The organism is Mesorhizobium sp. WSM4822 (assembly GCF_055811155.1).
Genome location: NZ_JBVVQM010000015.1, coordinates 48,079 through 73,392 on the forward strand (window position 1 = coordinate 48,079; position 25,314 = coordinate 73,392).

21 protein-coding genes and 1 pseudogene are annotated in these 25,314 nt (G+C 62.4%); 19 read left to right on the forward strand and 3 right to left on the reverse strand.

The genetic code is table 11. The features are described from left to right. Window positions 1-80 precede the first annotated feature (80 nt). From AC0L3E_RS28590 to AC0L3E_RS28600, 3 genes and pseudogenes are all read left to right on the forward strand, one after another. Window positions 81-2,063 carry a BTAD domain-containing putative transcriptional regulator gene (locus tag AC0L3E_RS28590; protein ID WP_128309248.1) on the forward strand — a complete coding sequence of 661 codons (1,983 nt, stop codon included), beginning with the start codon at window positions 81-83 and terminating at the stop codon, window positions 2,061-2,063. Between the two features lie 330 nt (window positions 2,064-2,393). Next, entirely contained in the window at window positions 2,394-2,879 is a 486-nt protein-coding gene (locus AC0L3E_RS28595; RefSeq protein ID WP_128309249.1) for a hypothetical protein, read from the forward strand. A gap of 255 nt (window positions 2,880-3,134) precedes the next feature. After that, window positions 3,135-3,286: pseudogene (locus tag AC0L3E_RS28600) on the forward strand (recombinase family protein); the annotation flags it as partial. A 180-nt stretch (window positions 3,287-3,466) separates the two neighbouring features. Here AC0L3E_RS28600 and AC0L3E_RS28605 read toward each other — a convergent pair. Next, on the reverse strand, window positions 3,467-4,195 hold the full coding sequence (locus AC0L3E_RS28605) for an SDR family NAD(P)-dependent oxidoreductase (RefSeq protein WP_473606150.1): 729 nt from the start codon (window positions 4,193-4,195) through the stop codon (window positions 3,467-3,469). Between the two features lie 95 nt (window positions 4,196-4,290). Between AC0L3E_RS28605 and AC0L3E_RS28610 the strand changes: the two genes are divergently transcribed. Next, window positions 4,291-4,713 carry a winged helix-turn-helix transcriptional regulator gene (locus AC0L3E_RS28610; RefSeq protein ID WP_245470126.1) on the forward strand — a complete coding sequence of 141 codons (423 nt, stop codon included), beginning with the start codon at window positions 4,291-4,293 and terminating at the stop codon, window positions 4,711-4,713. 734 nt (window positions 4,714-5,447) lie between these two features. Then, complete coding sequence (locus AC0L3E_RS28615) at window positions 5,448-5,774, forward strand: DUF736 domain-containing protein (RefSeq protein ID WP_473606151.1); 327 nt, start codon at window positions 5,448-5,450, stop codon at window positions 5,772-5,774. A 30-nt stretch (window positions 5,775-5,804) separates the two neighbouring features. On the opposite strand, the gene AC0L3E_RS28620 is transcribed toward AC0L3E_RS28615, so the two are convergent. Next, window positions 5,805-7,181: an aminotransferase-like domain-containing protein gene (locus AC0L3E_RS28620; protein WP_127268216.1), complete on the reverse strand. Its 1,377-nt coding sequence runs from the start codon at window positions 7,179-7,181 to the stop codon at window positions 5,805-5,807. A gap of 142 nt (window positions 7,182-7,323) precedes the next feature. Between AC0L3E_RS28620 and AC0L3E_RS28625 the strand changes: the two genes are divergently transcribed. From AC0L3E_RS28625 to AC0L3E_RS28655, 7 genes are read left to right on the forward strand one after another with little or no spacing between them, the layout of a single operon-like run. Next, the gene (locus AC0L3E_RS28625) at window positions 7,324-8,643 is read left to right on the forward strand and encodes a hydroxymethylglutaryl-CoA reductase, degradative (protein ID WP_473606291.1); all 1,320 of its coding nucleotides are present in this window, start codon (window positions 7,324-7,326) and stop codon (window positions 8,641-8,643) included. A gap of 3 nt (window positions 8,644-8,646) precedes the next feature. Next, window positions 8,647-9,654, forward strand: coding sequence for an ABC transporter permease (locus AC0L3E_RS28630; protein ID WP_128308858.1), 1,008 nt, complete (start codon window positions 8,647-8,649; stop codon window positions 9,652-9,654). Between the two features lie 37 nt (window positions 9,655-9,691). Further along, on the forward strand, window positions 9,692-10,708 hold the full coding sequence (locus AC0L3E_RS28635; RefSeq protein ID WP_164749005.1) for a sugar ABC transporter substrate-binding protein: 1,017 nt from the start codon (window positions 9,692-9,694) through the stop codon (window positions 10,706-10,708). Between the two features lie 13 nt (window positions 10,709-10,721). Continuing rightward, complete coding sequence (locus AC0L3E_RS28640; RefSeq protein WP_473606152.1) at window positions 10,722-12,836, forward strand: ABC transporter permease; 2,115 nt, start codon at window positions 10,722-10,724, stop codon at window positions 12,834-12,836. Then, window positions 12,836-13,942 (forward strand): hypothetical protein, encoded by a 1,107-nt coding sequence (locus AC0L3E_RS28645; protein WP_473606153.1) that lies wholly within the window; start codon window positions 12,836-12,838, stop codon window positions 13,940-13,942. Before AC0L3E_RS28640 ends, AC0L3E_RS28645 begins: the two co-directional genes overlap by 1 nt. Continuing rightward, a complete protein-coding gene (locus AC0L3E_RS28650; RefSeq protein WP_473606155.1) occupies window positions 13,935-15,449 on the forward strand; it encodes a sugar ABC transporter ATP-binding protein in 1,515 nt (504 codons plus the stop codon). Before AC0L3E_RS28645 ends, AC0L3E_RS28650 begins: the two co-directional genes overlap by 8 nt. Beyond that, complete coding sequence (locus AC0L3E_RS28655) at window positions 15,433-16,323, forward strand: hydroxymethylglutaryl-CoA lyase (RefSeq protein WP_473606156.1); 891 nt, start codon at window positions 15,433-15,435, stop codon at window positions 16,321-16,323. The genes AC0L3E_RS28650 and AC0L3E_RS28655 overlap by 17 nt, the downstream gene beginning before the upstream one ends. A gap of 530 nt (window positions 16,324-16,853) precedes the next feature. On the opposite strand, the gene AC0L3E_RS28660 is transcribed toward AC0L3E_RS28655, so the two are convergent. After that, complete coding sequence (locus tag AC0L3E_RS28660) at window positions 16,854-17,690, reverse strand: IclR family transcriptional regulator (protein ID WP_256746366.1); 837 nt, start codon at window positions 17,688-17,690, stop codon at window positions 16,854-16,856. Window positions 17,691-17,980: 290 nt separating this feature from the next. Here AC0L3E_RS28660 and AC0L3E_RS28665 point away from each other — a divergent pair, with 290 nt between their 5' ends. From AC0L3E_RS28665 to AC0L3E_RS28695, 7 genes are all read left to right on the forward strand, one after another. Continuing rightward, entirely contained in the window at window positions 17,981-19,528 is a 1,548-nt protein-coding gene (locus AC0L3E_RS28665; protein WP_473606157.1) for an aldehyde dehydrogenase family protein, read from the forward strand. 104 nt (window positions 19,529-19,632) lie between these two features. Beyond that, on the forward strand, window positions 19,633-20,913 hold the full coding sequence (locus AC0L3E_RS28670; protein ID WP_245466302.1) for an aspartate aminotransferase family protein: 1,281 nt from the start codon (window positions 19,633-19,635) through the stop codon (window positions 20,911-20,913). A 62-nt stretch (window positions 20,914-20,975) separates the two neighbouring features. After that, complete coding sequence (locus AC0L3E_RS28675; protein WP_292562644.1) at window positions 20,976-22,145, forward strand: NAD(P)/FAD-dependent oxidoreductase; 1,170 nt, start codon at window positions 20,976-20,978, stop codon at window positions 22,143-22,145. 39 nt (window positions 22,146-22,184) lie between these two features. Further along, window positions 22,185-22,946, forward strand: a complete 762-nt coding sequence (locus AC0L3E_RS28680; RefSeq protein WP_473606158.1) for an amino acid ABC transporter ATP-binding protein — start codon at window positions 22,185-22,187, stop codon at window positions 22,944-22,946. After that, window positions 22,943-23,587, forward strand: a complete 645-nt coding sequence (locus AC0L3E_RS28685; RefSeq protein WP_127380150.1) for an amino acid ABC transporter permease — start codon at window positions 22,943-22,945, stop codon at window positions 23,585-23,587. The genes AC0L3E_RS28680 and AC0L3E_RS28685 overlap by 4 nt, the downstream gene beginning before the upstream one ends. Continuing rightward, window positions 23,584-24,243 carry an amino acid ABC transporter permease gene (locus AC0L3E_RS28690; RefSeq protein WP_127270814.1) on the forward strand — a complete coding sequence of 220 codons (660 nt, stop codon included), beginning with the start codon at window positions 23,584-23,586 and terminating at the stop codon, window positions 24,241-24,243. Before AC0L3E_RS28685 ends, AC0L3E_RS28690 begins: the two co-directional genes overlap by 4 nt. A gap of 38 nt (window positions 24,244-24,281) precedes the next feature. Next, a complete protein-coding gene (locus AC0L3E_RS28695) occupies window positions 24,282-25,097 on the forward strand; it encodes a substrate-binding periplasmic protein (RefSeq protein ID WP_473606159.1) in 816 nt (271 codons plus the stop codon). The last annotated feature ends 217 nt before the right edge of the window (window positions 25,098-25,314 follow it).

Sequence of the window (25,314 nt, forward strand, 5' to 3'; positions counted from 1 at the left end):
TACGGCAGCGCTTGAGCGCGAAGGCCGACTGTTGCGAAGCGTTAGTTTTGAGTTAGGATTTCGTCAGGCTGGGATAGCAAATGCAAAGTGAGGACAGGGGCGCTGCAAATAGAATCTCACTCTTCGGCGGTTTCCGGATTGAAAATGAAACGACCGGTCCGCTTCGGCTGACCGGGAAACGAGGGCCGGCAATCATCGCCTATCTGGCCCGGTGTCCGGGCATGGCGGCGACGCGGGAGAGGCTGGCTGACCTCCTATGGGGCGACAGCGACGGCGAACATTCGCGCAACAGCCTTCGGCAAGCCCTCAGCGTCCTGCGCCAGGATCTGGCGCGAGAGGGGGTGGATCTCATCCATTCCAGCGGGGAGTTGATCGCCCTGAGGCCAGAGGCCGTTCAAGTCGACGTGGAGAAGTTCGAAACGGGTCTCTCGGCCCGTTCCGCCCAGGACCTCGCGAAGGCCTTGGCGAACTACACCGGGCCCTTCCTCGACGGGCTTTATCTGGGAAGCAATGCGTTCGATGACTGGATCACATCGGAACGCGACAGGCTGCTCGGCCGCGCGCTTGAGTCCTTCGAAAAACTGGCCCGTCTCGTCGACCCTGATGCCGGGCTGATCCTGGCCGATCGTATTGTGACCATGGAACCGACACGGGAAGAATCCTATCGGCTCAAGATGGAATTGCTGCTCGCATGTGGCCAACGCGACAGGGCAATCAGGACATACGAAGCTTGCAGAAGCATGCTGAAGAAGGAGTTCGGCGTCGAAGCCGGCCCTGAAACGCGGGCGCTTTGGCAATCTCTGTTGCTTGCCGCCGACGACACCTCAAATGTGCAGTCGACAAGTGGTGTTCCGGCCAGCCAGCGCCTTGGGCGTCCCTCCATCAGCGTTGCCGACTTCGTCAATCTGACCGGAAAGCAAGGCGACGACTTTTTCGCCAAGGGACTTGTCCAGGACATCACGACAGCCCTCTCCGAAGTGGCCGACTATGTCGTGCTCGCCGCGCTTCCGCCCGAAAAGAGCGGTCCGGGCGAAGAAGCCAAGACGCCAGGAATACTCCGGGCGCGATATATGCTCAGCGGCAGTGTCCAGAGATCCGGCAATGGGTTGAGGGTGAATGTCCAGCTCGTCGATGCCGCCGGCGGCCACCACGTCTGGGCCCAGAAGTTCGACGGCCACTCCGAGAACGCGCTCGAATTCCAGGACAGGATCGCACAGTCTGTTGTTCTTGCCGTGATCCTCGAACTTCAACTGACCAACTGGAAGGTTCGAGACAAAAGCCCGCCGGGTACCCCTGAAGTGCGCAGGCTGGTCAACGAAGCTCTCATGAAATACTTTGAGATGACTCGGGACTCACTTTTGGTCGGGATTGAGCTTGCCGAGAAGGCTTTCTCGATAGGTCCCGACAACGCCCGTGCAAAGCGGACGCTCTCGATCGTGATATCCATGGGCGTGGCGTTTGGTGCGCTGCCTCGGGAGCGTGGGGTGATCGAGCGTGCGGTCGAGCTCGCGGAAGCCGCGGTGCGGGCGGTACCGGACGATGAAATTGCCCGATGTATCCTGTCGTTCGCTCTCGAAAGTTGCGGTCGTATCGACGAGGCGATCGCCGAATGCCGCCACGCGATCAGCCTCAACCCAAGCTACCCGACTGGCCACGGCGATATTTCGATGCTCTTTGCATTGCGCGGACAGGTCGACGAAGCGGTGCGCGAGGCCAACGAAGCAATCCGGCTCGGAACGCACGATGTCATCGACTTCTGGCGCCACCACGGCCTGGTTGTGGCGCTCTTCGCTGGCGGAGACAACCAGCGGGCGCTCGAAGCCGCCCGCAAAGTGGTCAGGACAAAGCCTGGCTTCGTTCGCGGCGCCCTTTATTGGGCCGCGACCGCGTCAGCCACCGGAAACAACGAAGAAGCATCCCGGGCCATCCACCATTGCCTGTCACAACTTCCGCATCTCAATCTGAGCAATGTCTGCCCTGGCTTTGTGCCGCGCTATGTGAAGGATCATCACCATTCCCGGTTCCTTGAGATGCTGTCGAGGGCTGGCCTCCCCGGCTCCTAGCCACATCATTGGCGTAGACACCGGCATACGAAGCTGGAGGCTTCCGTCCTCCGCCCAGGCATCGAAAGCAGATAACGCGTTGGCATTTCCGGCCAGGTCGACCTATAAGCTACCCTGCGATTGAGGTATTCGGCGCCGCACGCCGTCGCGCCGGCCAGGGCATTCGGCCGATTTGCGGCGGGGGCTGTCATGGCAGGCGATAGCGTTCACGCGACGCGTGCCCAAACTTTATTGAAGCTATGAAGATGCAACATTATCAAGGGTTTGGGATAGCCATAGCCCCCTGGGTGGGGCAGATAGATAAGTAATATCAGATAGTTACTGGAGCCCGTGTGCAAAAATCGCACACGAAAGTTCACCTTCTCCGGTGGCTCGACCTTTGCCGAAGCAAGCGTCGAGCCGTGGTTGAAGCTCGCGGCGGCGTATCCCGACAAGCTGATACCGGTCGGCTGCATGGCAGCGACGGTCGAATTGCGCGGCTTCGTCGACATCGGCGACGAGATGGCCGCGACAGATGCGCCGCCGCTCTGCGACGTCACAGGCTTCGACGCCTGCGACGTGGTGCGCACGCCGGCGTTCGGCGTCATCGTCTACCGCGTCGAACTTGGCGAGCGGGTCACGTCCGGACAGCCGATCGCCGACATCGTCGCGCCCGCTGCGATTGGCGGCGATGCCCGTATCACCGTCCATGCGCGTACTGACGGCGTGGTCGTCACCCGCAGACTGAAGAAGCTGGTGGCGGCCAACCAAGTCATCGCCAAGGTAGCCGGCACCGAGCCGCTTTCCCATCGCAAGGGCTATCTTCTGGAGGATTGATAACATGTCGCTCGAAAGCTGCTCCGGTTTCGAGAAAACGACATGCATGCCTGTCACTGCGAGACACCGACCGGCATGAGCCCCGTTCCGCAGGGGAGACCGCAAGCCTATTGAAGGAGAAGCGGCTGTCCCAACTTCAACGGAGTATCCTTCAGCAAGACCTTGAGCGAGCCAGGACGGTCCTGAACGGCATAGACAAGGACGGATCCTCATCTAGCTCCTGAAGGGAACCCACCGTGCAACTGCGCCGGTAGGGATATTTTGATCCTGACCAAACTCGACCGGCTCGACCGTGAGCAACAGATGTCAGTACCACGGTCAAGGCACTGGATGAAATGGGCGTGAGAGTTTATTGCCTCGCACTCGGCGGCGCCGACCAGACACAGGACGCAACTGAGGTCATGAACCATCATTGGCACGGACACTGGGATGGGCGCGGCTCGCATCTGCCAGATGTCAGGGCTACTTCGCCGTATCCTCCAAGCGCATACGCCCACAACTCAGAGATCCGGACTCTATTCCGGCCCACGCGTAAAGCCACATCGCGCAACGGCGGCCGTCCAGGTTTCAGTGGTCGAAGGCGCACGTCACACCTGGGCCATGCCGCCATCGACGGCCAGTTCCGCGCCGGTTGTGAAACTGCTCTCGTCGCTGGCGAGGAAAACAACCGCGGCGGCCACCTCGTCAGGCCGGCCCATGCGCCCGAGAGGGATCATGCTGGAAAGCGCGTCTCGAATCTGTTGCGAGGCCCCGGCCATCATCGCCGTATCGGTCGGGCCGGGGCTGACGACGTTGACACGAATGCCTTTGGGACCAAGTTCGTTGGCCCAGGTGCGGGTGAACGAGCGGACAGCGGCCTTGGTGGCGCCGTAGACGCCATATCCTTTGGTGCCGATGTCGCCTGCGATAGAGCCGATCAACACGATCGTTCCGCCTGGCTGCATGAGGTTGACGGCACCTTGTGCTGCGAAAACCAGGGAGCGCACATTCAGACCGAATGTCCTGTCGAAATGATCCTCCGAAATATCTTCAAGCGGGGCGTATTCGGAAAGGCCGGCATTCACAATGAGCACGTCGATACGCCCGCGTTCCGATCTGATCTGCTCGAATACACGTTCAAGATCCGCTCTGTTGCTTGCATCCGCCAGGACCGTCCGGATGCTGCCGGTGCCCGCCGCTTCCAAGGCGCCGTCCGCACCCTTGCGGCTGGTCGCATAGACCTGCGCTCCCTCACTGGCGAACCTTTGTGAAACTGCCCCGCCGATACCGCCGGCACCGCCGACAACCAGTGCGATCTTGTTTGCCAATCTGCTCATGTGAACTCCATCAAAAAGTGATGGCTCAAGATATATGCTCTATACCTACGGTCAATTACGCACTACAACTAGAGCAGATATCGAGGAGTATACCTATGTCCGCCGTGACTGAAGACTTGCCCGTCAAGGTCAGCCCGCCCCGTCGTCCTAAGCCCGTGTCCGTCGAGGCGTTGATAGATGTGCAAAAGGCGCGGCCGGTACTTGAGCAGATCGCCAACAAGTGGTCGGTCCTGATTCTGACCGTTCTGTGCACTAGGCCGTCGAGATTCAACGAGATCATGCGGCGCCTGGACGGCATCACGCACAAGGCGCTCGCCGATGCGCTGAAGCGTCTGGAACGTAACGGTCTCATTCGCCGTGAAGTGCTGACGACGACGACGCCGGTCGGTGTCGAATACACGATCACTTCGCTCGGCCACTCCCTTCGGCAACCGTTCGAGGCGCTTTACGAATGGTCGATGACCTACGGGCCGGAACTCGAGCGCGCGCAAGACGAATACGACCGCGTTCGAGACTGATCACGTCCCCGGCCAGGCAGGCTTCTATTGCTCTGACGACACCCTGATAAAGGCCAGGAACGCCAAGGTAACAGCCGTTCGCATCCAGTTCTCCCCCAAGTTAAGGCCTGACCTTACACGGCAATTGCCGGTTTCGCATCCTGTCGCACTGAGTTTACCTGCGGCTGATCGAGCCAAACAACTACTCCCCAGAATGAGGAAATTACTATTATGGCGCATGGACTTCTACGACCCCGTGCGTGCCGCGCCTAATCTGGCGGCGTCCATTCTCTCTCATCGACCCGCTGATGACGATTCAGCCCAAAGATTAGGGAAGTCGGACGTCCCTTCTTCACCGGTTGGAGTAGGACCAACACCGCCCTCGGGCGTGAGGAAGCGTCTTTGACCGAAATAGAGAAGCGCAGCGGAGCAAGCGACAATGGCCGGGACTGATCTTAGCCACTGTGGCATTCCTTCCGCGTATTCTTTCCAAGCTACGCCCACGGCGTCCTCGAATGGATTGGGTCTGACTGAAGACCGCCTTCGCTTCTCTTAGTCTCGATCGTCTTCCCGTAACGACGTCGCTGCGTTCTCTTCCCCTGGTCGCTGCGCGTCCATTCCTCGGCGGCCCAAGAAAGCCTCGCGCCGCCGTTACTTCGTTTCAGCCCCTTCGGGATGCAGACCGATCGTCTCCGGCCTCACGACCACCATCGAGAGATGGGTGCGGCCCGAGAAAAACAGATGGAACCACCACGATGGCTACGGTCGGCACATTCTCGCGCACCGCGAACGGTTTCTCCGGTTCGGTCAAGACCCTCAACCTCAACGTCAAGACTGTGACGTTCTCTCCGGTCGATGGCGACAACGAAAAGAGACCCGACTTCCGCATTTTCGCTGGCGCCCCGAGTTCGGGGCGGCCCTGGAAGAAGACCTCGCGCGAGGGCCGCGACTACCACTTCGTCGAGCTCGACGATCCCAACTTCCCCGCTCCGATCTACGCGAGCTTGGTCGAGACCGACACCGGGGGCGACTTCTCGCTCATCTGGTCACGACGCGCCGCGGAGTGGTCCGTCAAGCACTAAGCCCCGCCGCAAGGCGGGGCTTTGTCCTGTTCAAGTCCGCCGATGCCTAAGCTCTGCCAGCATGAAGTCAAAAAAATGAGGATCCGAGGCCCAGGCGATGTTGACGCGGATGCCTGCCTTGGCAGGTTGGCGCTCCGGCGAAAACACGGTACCAGGTGCAATAAAAATCCCCTGGCGAGCGCCTTCCCGGGCGAGGGCGATGTCATCGACATACTCGGGAAGCTCCAGATAGACGTAGTATCCACCTGTCGGCTCGGCAAAGAGCTTAAGACCCATCTTCTGAAGGCGGGGAACGACCGTCTCGGTGGCCTGCTGCACACGCTGCGCCAAACGCTTGAGGTGGCGCCGATAGTGACCTTCACTGATCAATCCATGGATCAACCGCTCAATGTGTCCTGAGCTGTTGACTGTCGTCAGCATCTTCAACTCGGCAAGGGAAGCGATAAGGTCGGGGCGCGCGGCGATATAGCCGCAGCGCAGGCTGGCCGACAACGTCTTGGCAAAGGTGCGCACGCAGATGACGTTCCGCAACTGGTCGAGAGGCGCAAGGCCAACGCCACGGACCGTCGGCAGGTCGACGAACGGGTCGTCCTCGACCACCAGCATGTCGCAGCGCGCGGCGATCGTCAGGATCGAGTGAGCGGTCGGCAGGTTGGTCGAGCTGCCGGTTGGATTGTGCGCAAGCGATTGTGTGAAGAACAGCTTCGGACGCTCGCGCTCGGCCTTGCCGGCGAGATCGTCGAGGTCCGGACCGGTCGGCGTCCGCTTCACGCCGATCATGCGGATCTGCGCCAGCTTCAGCTTGGCGAAAAGCGGGTAATAGCCGGGGTCGTCGACCAGCACGGTATCGCCGGCGACGAGGAAGCGGCGTATGATCAGGTCCAGTGCGTGGTTGGCGCCGAATGTCAGCAGGATCTGGTCCGGGCTCGCCTGCACCTCGCGCTCCATGAGGTCGAAGGCGAGGCGCTCGCGCAGCGCCGGCAGGCCCATCGCCGAACCATAGCCGTCACTGCTGGACCTCTGGTGCCGGCCGAGCAGCCCGAGATGGCGCCGCACTTCCGATTCCTCCATCCATGAGGCGGGCGGCCGCCCGTCGCCGACGCGGATCGAAAAGCTCTCCTCCAACTGCGCATTGAGCAGCGAGGCGATGTCGACCGCTTCCGCGACATGGCGGGGACGCTCGCTCGGCGTCTGCCGGCGACGCTCGGCGACCATGAAGCCGGCGCCGGGCCGCGAAAACGCGATGCCCGCGGATACCAGCCGGTCATAGGCATCGACGATGGTGTTCTTGGAAACGTCGAATTGCTCGGCGGCCTTGCGTATCGACGGAAGCTTGGCGCCGACGGTAATCGAGCCGGTCTCGATGCGCCTTCTGATCTCTGCCGCCACGGCCTCGGCGCGCGTCATCCCAGAACATCCTCCGATGGGCTGCGTGCCCTGATATGGACTGGTACAGTTTGTCGCTGTTTCCTGTAGCTGTACCTTGATAGATGGTATCAGTTAAACGATAGCTGCCTCAACGACAAGCATTCGCAGGGAGGCGATCGTGATGGTGGCTGTCCAGGACAGCGGTGTCGAGCCGCGGCTGAATTCCCGCATCGAGAAATTCCGCGACCTGTCGCCGGCCGATCGCCTGGCGACGGTCGGCGACGCCGCTCGTCTTGGGCAGGCGGATCGCGATGCCTTGCGCGGCGGCGTCCTGCCGCTCGATCTCGCCAACGGCATGATCGAGAATGTGGTCGGCACCTTCGAGATTCCGCTCGGCGTCGCCACCAACTTCACCATCAACGGTCGCGATTACCTCATCCCGATGGCGGTGGAAGAGCCGTCGGTGGTCGCCGCCGCCTCCTACATGGCGCGCATCGCCCGCGGTTGCGGCGGCTTCGAGACATCGAGCACCGCACCGATCATGCGGGCACAGGTGCAGATACTCGGTCTGTCCGATCCGCACGGCGCACGCGCCAGGCTGCTGTCGGCCCGCGACCAGATCATCGCCGCCGCCAACGAGAAGGACCGGGTGCTGATCGGCCTCGGCGGCGGCTGCCGCGAGATTGAAGTGCAGGTGTTCGAGGAGACGCAAGTCGGACCGATGGTGGTGCTGCATCTGCTCGTCGACGTGCGCGACGCGATGGGCGCCAACACGGTCAATACCATGGCCGAGGCAGTCGCACCGATGATCGAGCGCATTTCGGGCGGCACCGTCCGGCTGCGCATCCTCTCCAACCTGGCCGACCTCAGGCTGGCGCGGGCGCGGGTGCGGCTGACGCCGAAGGCACTGGCGACGAAGGAGTTCACCGGCGAGCGTATCGTTGCCGGCATCGTCGAGGCCTGTTCACTGGCGATCGTCGATCCTTACCGCGCGGCCACGCACAATAAGGGCATCATGAACGGCATCGATCCAGTCGTCGTCGCGACCGGCAACGACTGGCGGGCGATCGAGGCCGGCGCCCACGCCTGGGCGGCGCGCGGCGGCCGTTATACGTCGTTGAGCCGCTGGGAGATCGACGCCGCCGGAAACCTCGTGGGGACGCTGGAAATGCCGATGGCGCTGGGCATGGTCGGCGGCGCCACCAAGACGCACCCGGCCGCTCGCGCAGCGCTGAAACTCCTCGGCGTGACCACGGCGCAAGAGCTTGCCGAGGTCACCGTCGCGGTCGGGCTGGCGCAGAACATGGCGGCGCTCAGGGCGCTGGCAACCGAAGGCATCCAGCGTGGACACATGGCGCTGCATGCCCGCAACATAGCCATCGTGGCGGGCGCGAGCGGCGCGAATATCGATGCGGTGGCAAAGGAACTTGCGGCGGATCACGATGTGCGCGTCGATCGCGCCAGGGAAATCCTGCTCAGACTGGGCAAAGAGGAGACCTGAGCGGTGAGCGAGGCGGCCGCACACGGAAATCAGGCTCGGCTTTCCAGCCTGCTCAAAAGCCAGGAAGGCATCGTGCTGGTGCTGGCGGTGCTGGCCTTCGTGCTGTTCTCGTTGCTGCTGCCGTCCTTCTTCAGCCCCGGCAACATCCTAGCCCTGATCAGAAGCGTCTCGATTCTCGGCATCCTGGCGCTGGGAATGGCGCTGGTCGTCATCGCCAGGGGCATCGATGTCTCGATGATCGCAACGATGGTGGTGTCGGTGTCCTGGGCCTTCGTGATCGCCCGCTCGGGCTATTCGCTGGAATTCGCGCTGCTGATCGGCGCGCTGTTCGCGGTGGTCGCCGGCGTGCTGATCGGGATGCTGATCGCTTTCGGCGAGGTCGCGCCGATCTTCGCGACGCTTGCCGCCGGCTCCGTCATCTACGGCCTTGGCCGAACCTTCTTCTTCACGCTGGAGATGCAGAATGTGCCGCCAGGCGCCGAATGGTTCTCGCTGATCGGGCAGGGCCGCATCCTCGGCGTCCCGGTGACGGTGGTGGTCTTTGCCATGCTTTGCCTGGCGCTGCATCTGGTGCTCAGCCGCACGCGGTTCGGCTGGCAGACCTATGCCATGGGCAACAATCCGGGCGCCGCCAGGATCACCGGCATTTCCAACCGGCCGATGATCGTCGCGCAATATGCGATCAGCGCGCTGATCGCCTACGGCGCCGGGCTGGTGCTTGCCTCGTCGGCGTCGGCGATCAACGCCCGGCTTTTCAATTCGACGATGATCTACGACATCCTTCTGGTCGTCGTGTTGGGCGGCATCGGCCTGAATGGCGGCCACGGCAAGGTTCGCAACGTCATTCTGGGCACGATCTTCGTCGGCATCCTGCTCAACGGCATGACGATCATGAACATCGCCTACACGATCCAGAACCTGGTCAAGGGCGTGGTCCTGCTTCTGGCCATCGTCATCGACTCGCTCGTCAACCCACGCGACGAGCAGACGTCCCAGCAAGGGGATCTCTGACACCAATTTCAACGCCAAAATGCAATGGGAGGAAACCATGCGACTTCTGAAAACGACAAAGTGGCTGGCCGCGGCCTGCATCGCGCTTGCCGGTATCGTCACCGCCAGCGCCCAGGACAAGGGCCTGGAAAATCCGCGCTCGACGACGTTCCACAAGACGCTGGAAGGCAAGAAGGTCGTCTTCCTGCCGCTGTCGATGGGTTTCGACCTGACCGAAGGCTGGGCGGCGGTGATGCGCCAGCAGGCCAAGCGCCTCAAGTATGATTTCGAGATCCGCGACCCCGCCTGGAGCACCGACGCGGGAACCCGCGCGCTGCAGTCGCTGATCAGCGAGAAGCCGGACCTGATCGTCGCGCACAATCCCGACATCCAGTCCTACGCCCGGTTGCTGGCTCAGGCGCAGGCCGCCGGCATCAAAGTTGTGCAGATCAACCTGGAATCGAACACCCAGACCGATTCGTATGTCGGCGCCGACTGGACCGAGATCGGCGAACAGGCGGCGCAGGCCGTGGTCGACAAATGCAGCCCCGGCAAGGGTGCTTCGACCAAGGTCGCTATCGACACCGGCGTGCCGACGGCGGCATCCGACGTGTTCCAACTCGACGGCATCTACCGTGTCTTGAACCAGCATCCCGACATCCAGGTCGTTTCGCAGCAGGCCACCGAATACAATCCGGAAAAGGCGCGCTCGATCATGGAGACCGTGCTGCAACAGCATCCGGATCTTTGCGGCGCCATCGGCATCTGGGACAATCAGGACACCGGCACGGCGTCTGCGATCCAGCAGGCCGGCAAGGGCGACCAGGTCTTCCTCGTCACAAGCGGCGGCGGCAACAGGGTCGGCTGCGAGAATGTCGAGAAGGGCCTGTTCAATCTCTACATCAGCTACAACGTGCCGCTGCAGGGCGAAATCCTGAATGCGGAGATCGCAAGGCTGCTGCTCTCCGACGGTACCGCCGGCGAGACCAAGACGCTCTATTTCAATCCGCTGACGCAGATCACCAAGGCCAACGTCAACCAGCGCAATTGTTGGACGCTGGACGATCTGAAGTAGGGAATCCTGACTTATGGCCACCAGCGATGCGCTTTCACGGCTGCGGTACCGGCTTTTGCCGGACCGCCTGTTCGGCGAATTGCTGACCAAGAGCTGGATCGACAACGTCATTCCGGCATTGGCGCTGGTGGTCACGATCCTCGTCATGACGTGGATCATCCCTGGCTATTTCTCGGTCGGCAACCTTACCGATCTCGCCCGCCAGGTGTCGGAATTCGGCCTGATCGCACTGGCGCTCACCATCGTCATCCTCTCGGGCGGCATCGACCTCTCGGTCGGCTCGATGTTCGCGCTATGCGTGCTTGCCGCCCTGGTATCGATGAACGTTGCCGGCCTGCCGGTCGGCGTGGCATTGATCGCGACGCTAGCCACGGGCCTCGTCTGCGGGCTGCTCAACGGGGTGCTGATCGGCTATCTCAGGCTGCGCGCCTTCATAACCACTCTGGTGACACTGGTCATCTACCGGGCGCTCTACGACATCATCTTTCCCCGGCTTGCCAGCGCGATCGTCGGCTCGATGCCGGTCTCCCCGACCTGGGACCTGATCGGCTTCGGCACCTTCTACGGCCTGCCCGTCTCCTTCGCCATTTTCGCCGTCATCGCCCTTGGCGCGCATATCGTCCTGTCAAGGCTAAGGCCAGGATGGCGGTTGCGCGCCGTCGGCGGTGCGCGCCGCTCCGCCTACAATGCCGGCATCAACGTCAAGCTGACGGTTTGCCTCGCCTATGTCGCATCGGGCCTGCTGACCGCGATCGCTGCCTTTCTGTTTTCCGCCCGGCTCGGCAGCACCGGCGCCGACACCGGCATAGGGCTGGAGATTTCCGTATTGACCGCCGTGGTGCTTGGCGGCGTTTCGCTGGGTGGCGGCCGCGGTTCGGTCGGCAATGCGGTGATCGGCTCCATCCTGGTGCTGATCCTGACCAGCGGCCTCATCCGCCTGTCGATGCCCGGCTCGGTCAACCAGCTGATCCTCGGTCTGGTGCTGATCGCCGCCGTGCTGTTCGACGCCAAATGGGTGAAGAACCGCGGCAAGCTGTTGAGCAAAGTCTATGTCTCGCCGACCTATCTGAAGCTGCCGAATTTGACGCCGCCGACCGGAACCGACGTGCTTGCCGTCAATGACAGGCTTGGCGCGGCGGAGCTCATAGGGCTTGGCGCGGTAGAAGGTCCCGAGGACGTCGTCCTCGACCCCGACGACAATCTCTACACCGGTACGCGGCACGGTACGATCGTCCGTTTCCTCGCGCCCGACTATGCGCGCAGCGAGGTCTTCGCCCGTATCGGCGGTCATCCGCTGGGGCTGGCCTTCGCGCCGAATGGCGACCTGCTCACCTGCGTCGGCGGCATGGGCGTCTACCGCGTCTCGCCGGACGGGACGGTGGCGAAGGTCACCGACGAAACCAATCGCAGCCTGCTGTCGGTGATCGACGATTCGCGGCTGAGGCTTCCCGACGATCTCGACATCGCGCCGGACGGGCGCATCTTCTTCAGTGAAGCGACGATCCGCTACGAGATGTCTGAATGGGCGGTCGATGCGCTGGAGGGCAGGGGCAACGGCCGGCTGATCTGCCATGATCCGAGGACCGGCTCGACCCGCACCATATTGCGCGGCCTGATCTTTCCCAACGGCGTCACCATTTGCCGCGACGGCCAGTCGCTGCTCTTTGCCGAGACATGGGCGTGCCGCATCAGCCGCTTCTGGTTCGACGGACCGGACAAGGGCAAGCGTGAAATCTTCCTCGACAATTTGCCAGGCTATCCCGACAATCTCAACCGCGGCTCCGACGGAACCTACTGGATCGCGCTGCTCGGCATGCGCACCAGAACCTTCGATCTCGCCATGCGCAAGCCGGGTTTTCGCCGCCGCATGGCCAAGCGGATCGCCGCCGACGAATGGCTGTTCCCCAACATCAATCGCGGCTGCGTGCTGCGCGTGTCGGAAACCGGCGAGATCATCGACGCGTTGTGGGACGAGGCCGGCGAAAACCATCCCTCGATCACCTCGACCTGCGAGCACAAGGGCTGGCTCTATCTGGGCGGCGTCTCCAACAACCGCATTGGCCGCGTTCGCATCGAAGGCGCCGATCCGCAATGGACGGCGCATGACGATTACTGGGGGAAGCGCTGATGGCGGGGTTAGGCACGTTCGTCCGCCGGCTGTTTTCGGCTGATGATGCCGGCATCAGCGTGCCGGCCATGGACGGCGTCTTCAAACCGGACAACCGTCTGGAAGAGGCGGAGCGGCTGCTGTCGCTTCCCGCGATCGACAATCTCGTTGCGTCGCCAGCGAGACTGCTGTGCAGCAGCGGCAACACGCTCTTCCGGATCGACCTTGGGAGAGCGGGCGCTTCGGCGGTCGCAATAGCGGAGTTCGCGGCGCCGATCAGCTTTGTCGCATCCGCGCCCGATGGCCGCCTTGCCGTCGGCATCGAGGGTGAGGGCCTGCAAATCGGGCAGCCGGGCACCTGGAGGCGCATCGGCTTGCCAGGCGGCGTGGCGTCCTGCCTCACCGCCGGGCTCTTTACCGTGGATGGCTCGCTCTACCTGTGTGTCGGCTCGCGCAAGCATCCGGCGCGCGACTGGAAGCGCGATCTGATGGAGGGCGGCAGCAGCGGCGTCGTGCTCGCCATCGATCCGGACAGCGGCTCCCAGCGTGAGCTTGCAGCCGGATTGGCATTTCCCAACGGCGCGGTCATGCTCGGCAACGGCCGTCTGGCGATCAGCGAAAGCTGGCGCCATCGTATCGTCGCCCTTAATCCGAAATCCCCCCATCCGGTGGCGATCCTGGAAAATCTGCCGGCCTATCCGTCGCGCCTGTCACCCGCTTCCGATGGCGGCTTCTGGATGGCGCTGTTCGCGCCGCGCCGCCAGCTTCTCGAACTGGTGCTGCGCGAGGACGATTATCGCCGCGAGATGATGGCGACGATCGATCCCGGCGAATGGATCGGGCCGGAACTCGCCGGATCGGCGCGGCCGGACCAGCCGCTGAGCCAGGGCTCGGTCCGGCAGATGGGCGTGCTGAAGCCGTGGGCGCCATCGCGCTCCTACGGCCTCGTCGCGCGCTGCGACGACAGCGGCCGGCCCAGCGAAAGCTGGCACAGCCGCGCCGACGGCAGCATGCATGGCGTCACCTCCGTCTGTGAGCATGGCGGCAGCGTCTACGCCGCCTCGCGCGGCTCCGGCACGCTGCTGCGCCTGCCCGGCGCGACATCAGGTGGAGCCCGGCATGGCTGATCCCCACGCGACCGAGATCGTCCGGTTCCGCAAGGCCACCAAGGCGTTCGCCGGCAACGCGGCGGTGCGCGACGTCGATTTCACGCTGCGGCAAGGCGAGGTCCATGCGCTGCTCGGCGAGAACGGTGCGGGGAAGTCGACGTTGACCAAGGTGCTGGCCGGCCTCTACCCGCTGACGTCGGGCGAGATGCTGATTGACGGCAAACCGGTTGGCTTTTCCTCGCCCGCCGATGCCATGAAGCACGGCATCGCCATGGTGTTCCAGGAAACCAATCTCATCCCGTCGATGAATGTCGCCCAGAACATCTTCCTCGGCGAGGAGAGCTTCTTCAACCGGTTGCGCGGCATCAACATCAAGGCGCAGCAGCATCTGCAGCGGCTGAACTTCCATGTCGAGCCGACCGCGCTGGTGTCGACGCTCGGCGCCGCCAAGAAGCAGATGGTCGAGATCGCCCGCGCGGTTCACCACAAGGCCCGCATCTTCATCTTCGACGAGCCGACGGCGACGCTGACGCCGGAGGAAAAGCAGCACTTCTTCGCCCTGGTCGAGCGGCTGAAAGGCGAGGGCGCTTCCATCATCTTCATTTCACACGCGCTGGAAGAGGCGCTGTCGATCGCCGACCGCATCAGCGTGCTGCGCGACGGCGCGCTGATCGTCACCGACGATGCGCGCAATCTCACCCGCGAAAAAATCGTCCAGGCGATGGTTGGCCGGCAACTGACCGATGCGCTCTATGGCGACGATGCCGCCAAACGCGTCGCGCGCCGCCCGGGCGAAAAGGTGCTGGCGCTCGAGAACGTCTCGATGGGTAAGGCGGTGCGCAGCGCCACGCTGTCGGTCTTTGCCGGCCAGGTGACCGGGCTGTTCGGCCTGGTCGGTGCCGGCCGCACCGAAATGATGAAGATCGCGGCGGGCGTTTTGAAGCGTGACTTCTTCCATGGTGGCCGCATCACGCTGCGCGGCGAGGTGGTGCACTTCCGCGTGCCACGGCAGGCCGTGCGGCGCGGCGTCGCCTATATCACCGAGGACCGCAAGCTCGACGGCCTATTCGATACGATGGACATCGCCCAGAACGTATTCCTCGGCAAGCTGGCCAAGCGCTCCAATCCGGTCTCGGTAATCGGCCTTGGCGAAGCGCGCCGGCAATCGGCCGAATGGATCGAGACGATGAAGGTCCGCACGATCGGCGCCAATGCTCGGGTGGTCGAGCTTTCCGGCGGCAATCAGCAGAAAGTGGTCATCGCCAAATCGCTAATCCAGGCGCCGTCGCTGATCATCTTCGACGAGCCGACGCGTGGCGTCGATGTCGGCGCCATCGCCGAGATCCATCAGATTATCGAGCGGCTTGCCGATGCGGGTGCGGCCGTCGTCGTTATCTCGTCCTATCTGCCTGAAATCCTCAATCTGTCGGACCGCATACTGGTGGCGCGCCAGGGCCGTATCGTCGAGGAGATGACCATCGACGAGGCCTCCGAAGAAAAGATCATGTATGCCGCCGTCCATTGAATCGCCCGGTGAGGATCGGCAGGCCACGATCGTCGAAGTCGGTCCGCGCGACGGCCTGCAGAACGAAAAGCGGCTGGTCTCGACCGGGCAGAAGCTGCGTCTGATAGGCATGCTGGCCGATTGCGGCTTCGCCCGCATCGAGGCGACGGCTTTCGTCTCGCCGAAATGGGTGCCGCAGATGGCCGATCATGATGAGGTCATGCGGCGCGCTGTGCGGCGTCCGGGGCTTATGCTGTCCGCGCTGGTGCCCAACGAACAAGGTGCGCGGGCCGCGATCGCGGCCGGCGCGCAGGAACTCGCGGTCTTCAGCAGCGCCTCGGAGACGTTTTCGAAACGAAACACCAATTGTACCATCGAGGAAGGGCTGGCTCGTTTTGTGCCAGTGATCGCGCTGGCCGCCGAGCATTCCTTGCCGGTGCGGGGCTATGTCTCCTGTGCCGTCGATTGTCCCTATGAAGGCCCGATCGAACCCGGCGCGGCCGCGAGAGTCGTCGCGCGCCTGCGCGATCTCGGCTGCGCCGAAATCGCCGTTGCCGACACGATCGGCAGGGCGACACCCGAGCGCGTGCATGCCATGGTGCTGGCAACCCTCGAAGAAGCAGAGGCTGCGCGGCTGGCCGGGCATTTCCACGACACCGGCGGCCTGGCGCTCGCCAACGTCGATGCTGCCTGGGACCTCGGGCTCAGGGTGTTCGATGCCGCTGCCGGCGGGCTAGGCGGCTGTCCCTACGCGCCCGGTGCGGCCGGCAATCTTCGCAGCGGCGCGCTGGTGGCGCACCTTGCGTCGAAAGGGATTTCCACCGGCATAAATCGCGAATTGCTGGCCGGCATCGAAACCATGCTTGCCGAGGGTAAGTTTTTCGCCGAGCCATAAAACCACGACAACCCCGCAGCAAGTTTGCCTGAAATCAGTGCCGTCCCGATCTTCGGGGCTGGCGTCTCGGAAAATGCGACACGAGCTATATATTGCTGCCTTGGCTGCCCGCTCGGCTTTAGAAAAATTTGACGAGGCATCGAATTTTTGGCGCGCGTGCCGCCCTTGTTGTGAACGTCAGTACCAATGCCCCGATCGCCTTCACACCGAATGGAGAGTGTCGGCGATCGTTCCCATCAGGTTCTGCATGTCGATCCGCATTGGCCGATTGATCGCTTTCGGCCCGAAGAGGTCCTTGTACAGTTCTACAATCAGGGACGGACTGGGCTTCCTGGAAGCTTTTCGAACTTTGCGTCGCGCCTCAGCCCCGTCAGGAAGTCGATGCCTCCTCAAATTTTCCCCAATACCGAATCTAAGTGACAATTTGTCCCATAAGCACTCGCACCTCCGTCGAGACCATTCGCGAACTACATTCTCGGTTCAACACGCAACATCTCTTCGCGCGAGTGACCGGCCTCTCAAGCACCGACCTATCGCTGATCCGCTGCAGCACTCTTTGCGGCCATAGCCGATCCGTTGTAGGCGTGCATCTGCGCCAGCTTCGCCATGCGCTGGGCGGCTTCTGCGAGCGCCGAGCAATGCTGCTTGAAGTTTTGCTCTATGATCTGACCGTAGGGTCCCGTAAGTCCCACCGCGTACATCACCTCACCGCTCGTCGGCCTTATCGGAAATGCGATCGAGCCCAAGCCCGGAACATGCTCGGCCAGGTCCATGGCATAGCCCTGCTGCCGAACCTCCGCCAATTCCCTGGTCAACTCCGCGATCTTCGTTTTAGTCCGATCGGTATAGCTGCGCAGCTCGGTCGCCAGGATCCTGTTCACGGTCTCCTGCGGATGAAACGCAAGGATCGCCTTGGCCGAAGCGGTCGCATTTACAGGCATGGCCATGCCCGGCATGACATAGGTCCGGACCGGAGTGTCGGGCGCGACGCAGGTGACCGAGCGCACCTCGGTACCGTCGAACTTCGACAGGAACGCCGACTGGCCGGTGCGGTCGGCCAAATCCTGAAGCGGTCGCTGCGCGAGCGTCGTCAGCCAGCCGCTATCCGGAGACATCTGTAGCAGCTGCAGCAAGCGATCGCCGAGGCGGTATGTCCGATTGCGAACGCTCTCGGCGGTGATCATCCCGCTTTCGATCAAGGCATGCAGCAGCCTGTTGATCGTGGTTTTGGGCAGTCCAAGCGTCGTTTCGAGCTCGATCGCCGTCAAGCCATGCTCGAACGGCGCGACCGTTTCCATGATCGAGATGTAGCGCTCGAGGGGACTGTCCTTGGCGCTCGGCTTCTTCGATTTCGTATTCAAGGGCACCTACGCCGATCTGACAATTGCGACTGCAAGAAGGTTATCGTTCAAAACAGACGTGAGGGGCAAGGTCGGTCTCTCGTTATCCCGCCGCGCCTCGAGTCCGAGGGGCTCCGTAGAATAGCCGAGCGGCCGCACGCCCTCGGCTGTCGGGCTCCGCCAGGTAACCCGAACCCGAAACCTCCTCACGAATAATACCGAAATTCGGTATTATTTCCATTTTATGGTCCCCTCGATTGACTCGCAAGCCAAATCCTGATTATCGGGATAAATACCGATTTTCGGAGGAACTTGAAATGGCTGAACTCCCGCGTGTGACCTACTCGAACATCGGGGTGGATTTTTCCCCTGTTCACGCTCACCTCGATGCAATGATCCCGGATTTCGAGAAGAACACACTGGGTCGCGAGTGGTCGACGCCGTTTGCGACTGGCGCTCGGAAAGAGATCCTGAGCCCTATCGACAAGAATATCTCTCTCGGCAAGTTCCCGGTTTCAATCCCGTCGGACGTCAAGTCCGCGATCCAGGCAGCCCGGGTCGGCGCGAAGACCTGGAACCGTTCGACGCTGGACGATCGCCTTGCATTCGGCGCCCGCTGGCGAGAGGCACTGGCGGAGCGCAAATATGACCTCGGTTTGGCGGCGCTCTACGAGATCGGAAAGTCCCGCATCGAGGCAGTCGGCGAAGCCGAGGAATGCCTCGACATGGTCGAGTACTACGCATCGGAGATGAAGGCGAACAACGGGTTCGTCCGGCCCATGAACGTGTTGGTCGAAAACGAGACTGCTACGAGCGTCATGAAGCCCTATGGCGTCTTCGCGGTCATCGCTCCTTTCAACTTTCCGCTCGCCTTGTCGATCGGCATGGTCTCGGGTGCGCTGTTGACAGGCAATGCGGTGGTCTACAAGCCGTCGCCGGGTTGCGCGCTGACCGGACTGCTGATTGCCGAAACGCTTCGCAAAGCGGGATTGCCCGAAGGTGTTTTCAACATCGTGCTTGGCGATGGAGAGGTGGGGCGCCTTCTTGCCACCGATAACGGCATCGACGGCGTTGCATTCACGGGCTCCCATAAGACCGGCATGAGCATCTTCCGTCATATGGCAACGCTGCCCCACATGAAGCCCGTCATCGCCGAAATGGGTGGCAAGAACCCCGCCTACGTGACGAGCAAGGCCGACCTCGACCGCGCGGCGCAGGGGGTGGCGCGCTCCGCTTTTGGCCTGCAAGGCCAGAAGTGCTCCGCATGCTCGGTCGTGTATGTCGACGAGAAGGTCAAGGCGGAATTCATCGAGAAACTGGTAGCGTTCGCTGGAAAGCTGGTGGTCGGAGATCCTCGTAAGGCCGAGACCTTTATGGGCCCTGTCTATGGCGACGCCACAGTCGGCCGTTTCCAGGCAGCGCTGTCGGAAGTCGAGGGCAAAGGCAAGGTGCATTTTGGGGGCGCCGCCCTGGGCCAGGGATTTGCGAACAACTACGTCCTGCCGACGGTCGTCGAACTTGATGGTCCGGGCCGGCTGACCCGCGACGAACTCTTCATGCCTTTCGTGGTCGTCCGCGGTTTTGATAGTCTCGATGCCGCGATCGAAGAGGGCAACGACATCGCCTACGGATTGTCGGCCGGCATCTTTACCAACGACCAGAAAGAGTTGCGTCACTTCCTCGACACCGCCGAAGCGGGGGTTCTCTATGCCAACCGTGCGAGCGGCGCAACGACGGGTGCATGGCCAGGCGCGCAGCCATTCTGCGGCTGGAAGGGCACCGGGGTCAGCGGCAAGGGCGGTCTCGGCTCCTGGTTCCTGCCACAGTACCTGCGCGAGCAGAGCCACACGATCATGACCAAGTGATCGAAAGAGGTCGCGCCCTTCGTCGCGGCCATCCAAGGCTGTCTCCTTCATCGGTTTACAAGATTATGCGCCACTATCCAGATTCAATGCCGAAGTCCCGCGAGATGTTCGAACGGGCCCGCAAGGTCATGCCGGGAGGAAACACCCGGACAACGGTCTTCATCGACCCGTTTCCGATCTATGCCCAGCGCGGCGAGGGCTGCCGCGTCTGGGACGTCGATGGAAACGTCTACTACGACTGCATCAACAATTTCACGGCCATGATCCATGGCTACGGCCATCCCGCCGTCACGGCCGCGGTGGTGGACCAGATGCCCCAGGGATCGGCTTTCGGAGCGCCCACCGAGAGCGAACTTGATCTTGCTGAACTGTTGGTGGAGCGCCTTCCGTCAGTCGAGCAGGTTCGCTTCGCCAACTCCGGCACGGAAGGCGTCATGATGGCGATCAAGGCGGCTCGGGCGTTCACCGAGCGGCCGAAGATCGTCAAGATCGAAGGTGCCTACCATGGCTCCTACGACTTCGCGGAAGTCAGCCTGGACAGTTCGCCCGCCAACTGGGGCGACATGCCTGCCTCAACGGCATACGCGAAAGGCACGCCGAAGGGAGTTCTCGATGATGTCATCGCGGTGCCGTTCAACGATACGGAGGCGCTGCGTGCCGTCTTCGACGCGCATGGCGACACGATAGCGGGTGTTCTGATCGACCCGATGCCGAACCGCGCCGGACTTATTCCCGCGCGAAAGGATTATCTCGACGCGATGGTCGAGATCGCTCATGCCGCCGGCTCGCTGGTGATCTTCGACGAGGTGATCTCGCTCCGCCTTGGCTATTCGGGGGCGCAGGGCCTGTGGAGCATCACGCCCGATCTGACGGCTCTCGGCAAGATCATCGGCGGAGGATTCCCGGTCGGCGCCGTCGGCGGCCGCGCCGACGTGATGGCGGTGTTCGATCCAACACGAGGCAAGCCTGCATTGCCGCATGGCGGCACCTTCACCGCGAACCCGGTGACGATGCGAGCCGGTCTGGCGGCGATGCGCGCGTTGACCCCGGCTAGCTTCGCGCATCTGGACGCTATCGGCAGCCTGCTTCGCGAGGGCATCACGGCCTCGCTTGCTCGCCATGGTCTCAACGGGCAGTGCGTCGGTCTCGGCTCGCTCTTCAAAGTTCATTTCACGGCGTTGCCGATCACGGACTACCGGTCAGTCTATCCGGGTGCGTCCGAACGCATGAAGCTCGACCTGTTCCACAAGGGTCTGCTCGACCGCGGCGTGCTTTCGGCGAGTTACGGACTCTTCGCGCTTTCCACCTCCATGACCGAGGAAGACGCACGCGAGATCCTTTCCGCAATCGACGGCGCCCTCGCAGCAATCGCTCCGAAGCAATGACGTAGCGCGTCCAGCGCCGGATCCATCCGGCACGGGACGACGCAGCAACAGATGGAAGTCACATGACAGCTTCTCCTCACGTCGTCGTCATCGGGGCGGGTACCCTCGGTATGTGTTCTGCGCACGCGCTCGCGGAACAGGGCGCTCGCGTCACCGTCATCGACGCACAATCCATTGCGTCAGGATCCAGCGGCCGCTCGGTCGGGGTCGTTGGGACACAACTCACGGATCCGTTCGAGATACAGCTGCGCATGCAATCGGTGCAGCGCGTCCGCCGGTGGCAAGAGCGCCTCGGTCTCGGCTTCAGCCCTATCGGCTACCTGCGTCTGGCGCGCACCTCCGAGCAGATGGAACTGTTCGCCCGCTCGGTGGAGATCCAGCGCGATGCCGGCTTCAGATCCAGGGTCTACCAGGCGAACGAGCTTCAGCAACTCGTGCCGCACTTGAGTTCAGATGGGCTCGAAGGCGGCATCTTCGGGCCGGACGACGGCTTCCTCGATCCCCACGAAATGTGCACGCTGCTGGCGCAACAGGTGAAGAAGCTCGGCTCCGAGGTTTTCCAGTTCCGCAAGCTGCTTGGTGCCGCGCGGACATCCGGTGGCTATCGGTTGGACACCAGCAAAGGGCCGATCGGCTGCGACTTCGTCGTGAATGCGGCAGGCGCCTGGGCGCCACGCGTTGCCGAGATGCTCGGACAGACGCTGCACATCCACCCCGAGCGCCACGAGGCGCTGACAATCCACTTGGACGCGCCGCTCCCGTACACAATGCCGATGGTAATGGATCTGGTGAACGGGCAGGGCACCGGACTCAACTTTCGGCACGAGAAAGCGAGCGAGCTCATCGCCGAGATACACAAGGTAAGTTCGCCGTCGCCCGAAGATCCGGACAACTACAACGAGCAGTGCGAGGAAGGGTCCAAGGTCATGCTGGCCGAGATGCTGATCGAACGCCTGCCTGATCTGCCGGGCGCCCGGCTCGGCCGGGGCTGGGCAGGCCTCTACCCTGTCACCGCCGACCACCGTCCCTATGTCGGACCAGTCGATCAGTCGGAGCCCGGTCTGATCACCGCGGCCGGTGCGGGCGGCTACGGGATTCAGCTTGCGCCGGTGATTGGGCTGATCGTCGCAGACTGGGTGCTCAAGGGCTCTCCCGCATCGATCCCAGGCACCGAAAGTCTCGCTCCAACTCCGGAAAGAAACGTTCCGGGCACACATACTGCGGCGGCTTGACCAGTGGGACACCGGCGTTAGCGCAAGGACAAAGAAGCCATGCCCGAGGCAGAAAATATCGTACGCATCAAGAACATCAACGTGATCTATGGCGGCCATCACGCCGTGAAGAACGTCTCGCTCGACATCACGCGCGGCGAGGTCGTGGCGATCGTCGGACCCAGCGGCGCGGGGAAGAGCACGCTGCTGCGTGCGATCAACATGCTCGAACAGCCGTCATCCGGCACCCTTGAAGTGGGTGCCATCCGGTTTTCGGTCGACCGCAATCTGTCCGCCGGAGAGCTGCTGAGTCTCCGACGTTCCACCGGGATGGTTTTCCAGTCCTTCAACCTGTTTCCGCACATGACCGTGCAGCGCAACATTTCGCTGCCGCAGATGCGGGTTCTGGGGCGCACCAAGGAGCAGGCGGACGCGCGCACCGCCCAATTGCTCGAACGCGTACACCTTACGGACAAGGCGCAAGCCTATCCGGCGCGCCTGTCGGGTGGCCAGCAGCAGCGTATCGCGATCGCACGCGCCCTGGCTCTTGACCCCAAGGTGATGCTCTTCGACGAACCCACGAGCGCCCTGGATCCCGAACTCGGGCTTGAGGTGTTGGCCGTGATGCGCGAGCTCGCCCAGGAAGGCATGACAATGATCATCGTCACGCACGAGATCGCCTTTGCCGCAGACGTCGCCGACCGCGTAGTCGTCATGGCTAATGGAGAGATCATCGAGCAGGGTCCGCCTGATGCCGTGATCCGCAATCCGTCGTCGCCCCGCACGCGGCAGTTCTTCCGTGCCGTGGTCGATCGCAGATGATCGACCTGCTGGTTTCACTGCTCAGAGGCGTTCCGGCCACGCTGCTGGTGACCTTCGGCGCTTTCGGAGTCGGGGCCATCGCAGCCATGCCGCTGGTGCTGATGCGACGTTCCCGGTTGCTTCTGCTAAGCGCGCCGGCGCGCATATACATCGACGTTGTCCGAGGAATCCCGCCGATCGTCTGGCTGTTCATTATTTTCTTCGGATTGGGCAGCGGAGTGATCGTTCTCAGTTCATATCAGGCTGCCATCCTGGGCATGGGGTTGGTGTCAACGGCCTATCTCGCTGAAATCTATAGGGGTGGCTTCCTGGCCCTCTCGAAGGGCCAGCGGGAAGCGTCCACGGCGCTCGGTATGTCGCGCCTGGATACGCTGCGCTATATCCTTGCGCCGCAGGTCCTGCGCGTCTCGGTTCCACCCATGGCGACCTTCCTTGTTAGCCTGCTCAAAGACACGACCGTGGCCTCCACGATCGGTGTCCGCGACGTGATGATGTACGCATCGCAGCAGGCTCAAGGCGGCGGCGGCAGCTTCGCGCCGTTCATTTTCGCGGCGCTTCTCTACATCGTGCTGTCCATACCCGTTGTCGTGTTGGCACGCGCCGTGGACGGGCGGCTGCGCTCAAGGGGGCAAGCGAAATGAGCGAGATGTTGGCTAACTGGCTGGACTGGTCGCCCCAGCTTTTCCAAGGAGCTATTGTCAGTCTTCAGTTGGCGGGCCTGGCGCTGCTGTTCGGATTGCCTATCGGCCTCGTTCTTGCGCTTGCCTCTTCCTCTGGAAACAGGCTCGTCCGCTATTTCGCGGTGGTATTGGTCGAGATCGGGCGTGGTGCGCCTGCACTCGTCGTCCTGCAGATGGTCTACTATGGATTGCCTGCTTCCGGGATGACCGTAAGTGCCTTCACCTCTGGCGTGATTGCGTTGGCGCTAACGACAGGCGCCTACACCAGCGAGATCCTTCGCGCCGGTCTGAACGCGGTTCCGCATTGTGAGATCGAGGCGGGCTGGGCGCTCGGCATGACCCGCCGGGACATCCTGCGCTTCGTAGTGATCCCCCAAGGAATCCTGTTCGCAATACCCGCACTGATGGGCTTTGCCATTCTCATCTTCCAGGCGACGGCCCTTACATACACGATCGCCATCCCCGAACTTCTGGCGCGCGCCTATCGCGTGGGTGCGGCCACCTACCTCTACCTCGATGTCCTGATCTTGGCGGGCCTGTTCTATCTCGCCATCACCGTCCCGTTCGGGTGGCTGGTCTCGTACACCGAACGTAGGCTGGGCAGCCATCTCGGCTGACCTGCAATCAAAAACCATCAATGTCAGAGGAGAGCACAGTGAAAAATTGGAGTAAGATTATCTCGGCCGCGGCCATTGCTACGGCCTTGGGTGCCAGCGTCGCGTCCGCACAGGATTGCAAGCCGCAGCACGTTTTCGAAACCGTGTCAGCGGGCAAACTCACAGTCGCGCTTACCAACACCGCTCCGTATTCGCTCGAAAAAGACAGCGGCATCGCGGGTATCGACGGCGATCTCGTGAAGCGTTTTGCCAAGGAGAACTGCCTGGAGATCGCTTATGAGATCTTCACATATCCAGGCGCGGTTTCCGCAGTTCAGTCGCGGCGCGCGGACATCGCGCTTGGCGGCTTCTATCGTACCGCCGCCCGCGCGAAGGTCGTCGCTCTGTCTACGCCGGTCTATCTCGACCAACTGTCCGTCACCTCGACCAACGGCATTGATACTGTCGATGGTCTGCTGGGCAAGAAGGTCGGCACCGTTGAAGGATATTTATGGGTCCAGGACATGGAGAAGCTTTACGAAGGCTCCAAGACCTATCCATCGTCGCTGAACCTCGCGCAGGACCTTCATGCCGGTCGTATTGAGGCGGCGCTCGACGGCTTCGGCTCCGCTGTCATTCAGAACGAAGGACAGAATTATAAGGTAAATGTGCTGAAACAAGATCCGCGCATCGATGCGACCATGAACCCGTCGCAGACCGCCTTCCTGCTGGACAAGAGCAACGAGGATCTTGCGAAGGCCGTTGACACGTCCCTAGAAGCTTACCGCAAGGATGGCGCGATCGCGGAAGCGCTCAAAGGTTACGGGCTGGATCCGTCAGCCGCAGATGTCGGTGACGCCCGCGTCATCGAGTAAGCCGCTGGTATGAAGGGCCGCTCCGCCTGTGCCTCCCGTTTTTAGGAAGAAAACCGGGTGAGGCGGGCGGCCTGGACGTTTGCTGCGCGGCTGCGACCCGAGCGTGTGCTAAATGCCTGCCGTCGACTACGTCGCCGCCGATGCCTACATCAATTCGGACGCCGGCAGGATCATGGCCTCGCCGGGCGACCAGATGTCGATTGAACCGCAGGACCCA

Coding starts and splice junctions, on each gene's coding strand:
- AC0L3E_RS28680 (WP_473606158.1), top strand. CDS start 22,185: ATGCCCGAGGCAGAAAATATCGTACGCATCAAGAACATCAACGTGATC.
- AC0L3E_RS28610 (WP_245470126.1), top strand. CDS start 4,291: ATGTCCGCCGTGACTGAAGACTTGCCCGTCAAGGTCAGCCCGCCCCGT.
- AC0L3E_RS28625 (WP_473606291.1), top strand. CDS start 7,324: ATGGTGGCTGTCCAGGACAGCGGTGTCGAGCCGCGGCTGAATTCCCGC.
- AC0L3E_RS28655 (WP_473606156.1), top strand. CDS start 15,433: ATGCCGCCGTCCATTGAATCGCCCGGTGAGGATCGGCAGGCCACGATC.
- AC0L3E_RS28675 (WP_292562644.1), top strand. CDS start 20,976: ATGACAGCTTCTCCTCACGTCGTCGTCATCGGGGCGGGTACCCTCGGT.
- AC0L3E_RS28590 (WP_128309248.1), top strand. CDS start 81: ATGCAAAGTGAGGACAGGGGCGCTGCAAATAGAATCTCACTCTTCGGC.
- AC0L3E_RS28615 (WP_473606151.1), top strand. CDS start 5,448: ATGGCTACGGTCGGCACATTCTCGCGCACCGCGAACGGTTTCTCCGGT.
- AC0L3E_RS28650 (WP_473606155.1), top strand. CDS start 13,935: ATGGCTGATCCCCACGCGACCGAGATCGTCCGGTTCCGCAAGGCCACC.
- AC0L3E_RS28605 (WP_473606150.1), bottom strand. CDS start 4,195: ATGAGCAGATTGGCAAACAAGATCGCACTGGTTGTCGGCGGTGCCGGC.
- AC0L3E_RS28645 (WP_473606153.1), top strand. CDS start 12,836: ATGGCGGGGTTAGGCACGTTCGTCCGCCGGCTGTTTTCGGCTGATGAT.
- AC0L3E_RS28690 (WP_127270814.1), top strand. CDS start 23,584: ATGAGCGAGATGTTGGCTAACTGGCTGGACTGGTCGCCCCAGCTTTTC.
- AC0L3E_RS28685 (WP_127380150.1), top strand. CDS start 22,943: ATGATCGACCTGCTGGTTTCACTGCTCAGAGGCGTTCCGGCCACGCTG.
- AC0L3E_RS28665 (WP_473606157.1), top strand. CDS start 17,981: ATGGCTGAACTCCCGCGTGTGACCTACTCGAACATCGGGGTGGATTTT.
- AC0L3E_RS28635 (WP_164749005.1), top strand. CDS start 9,692: ATGCGACTTCTGAAAACGACAAAGTGGCTGGCCGCGGCCTGCATCGCG.
- AC0L3E_RS28670 (WP_245466302.1), top strand. CDS start 19,633: ATGTTCGAACGGGCCCGCAAGGTCATGCCGGGAGGAAACACCCGGACA.
- AC0L3E_RS28640 (WP_473606152.1), top strand. CDS start 10,722: ATGGCCACCAGCGATGCGCTTTCACGGCTGCGGTACCGGCTTTTGCCG.
- AC0L3E_RS28620 (WP_127268216.1), bottom strand. CDS start 7,181: ATGACGCGCGCCGAGGCCGTGGCGGCAGAGATCAGAAGGCGCATCGAG.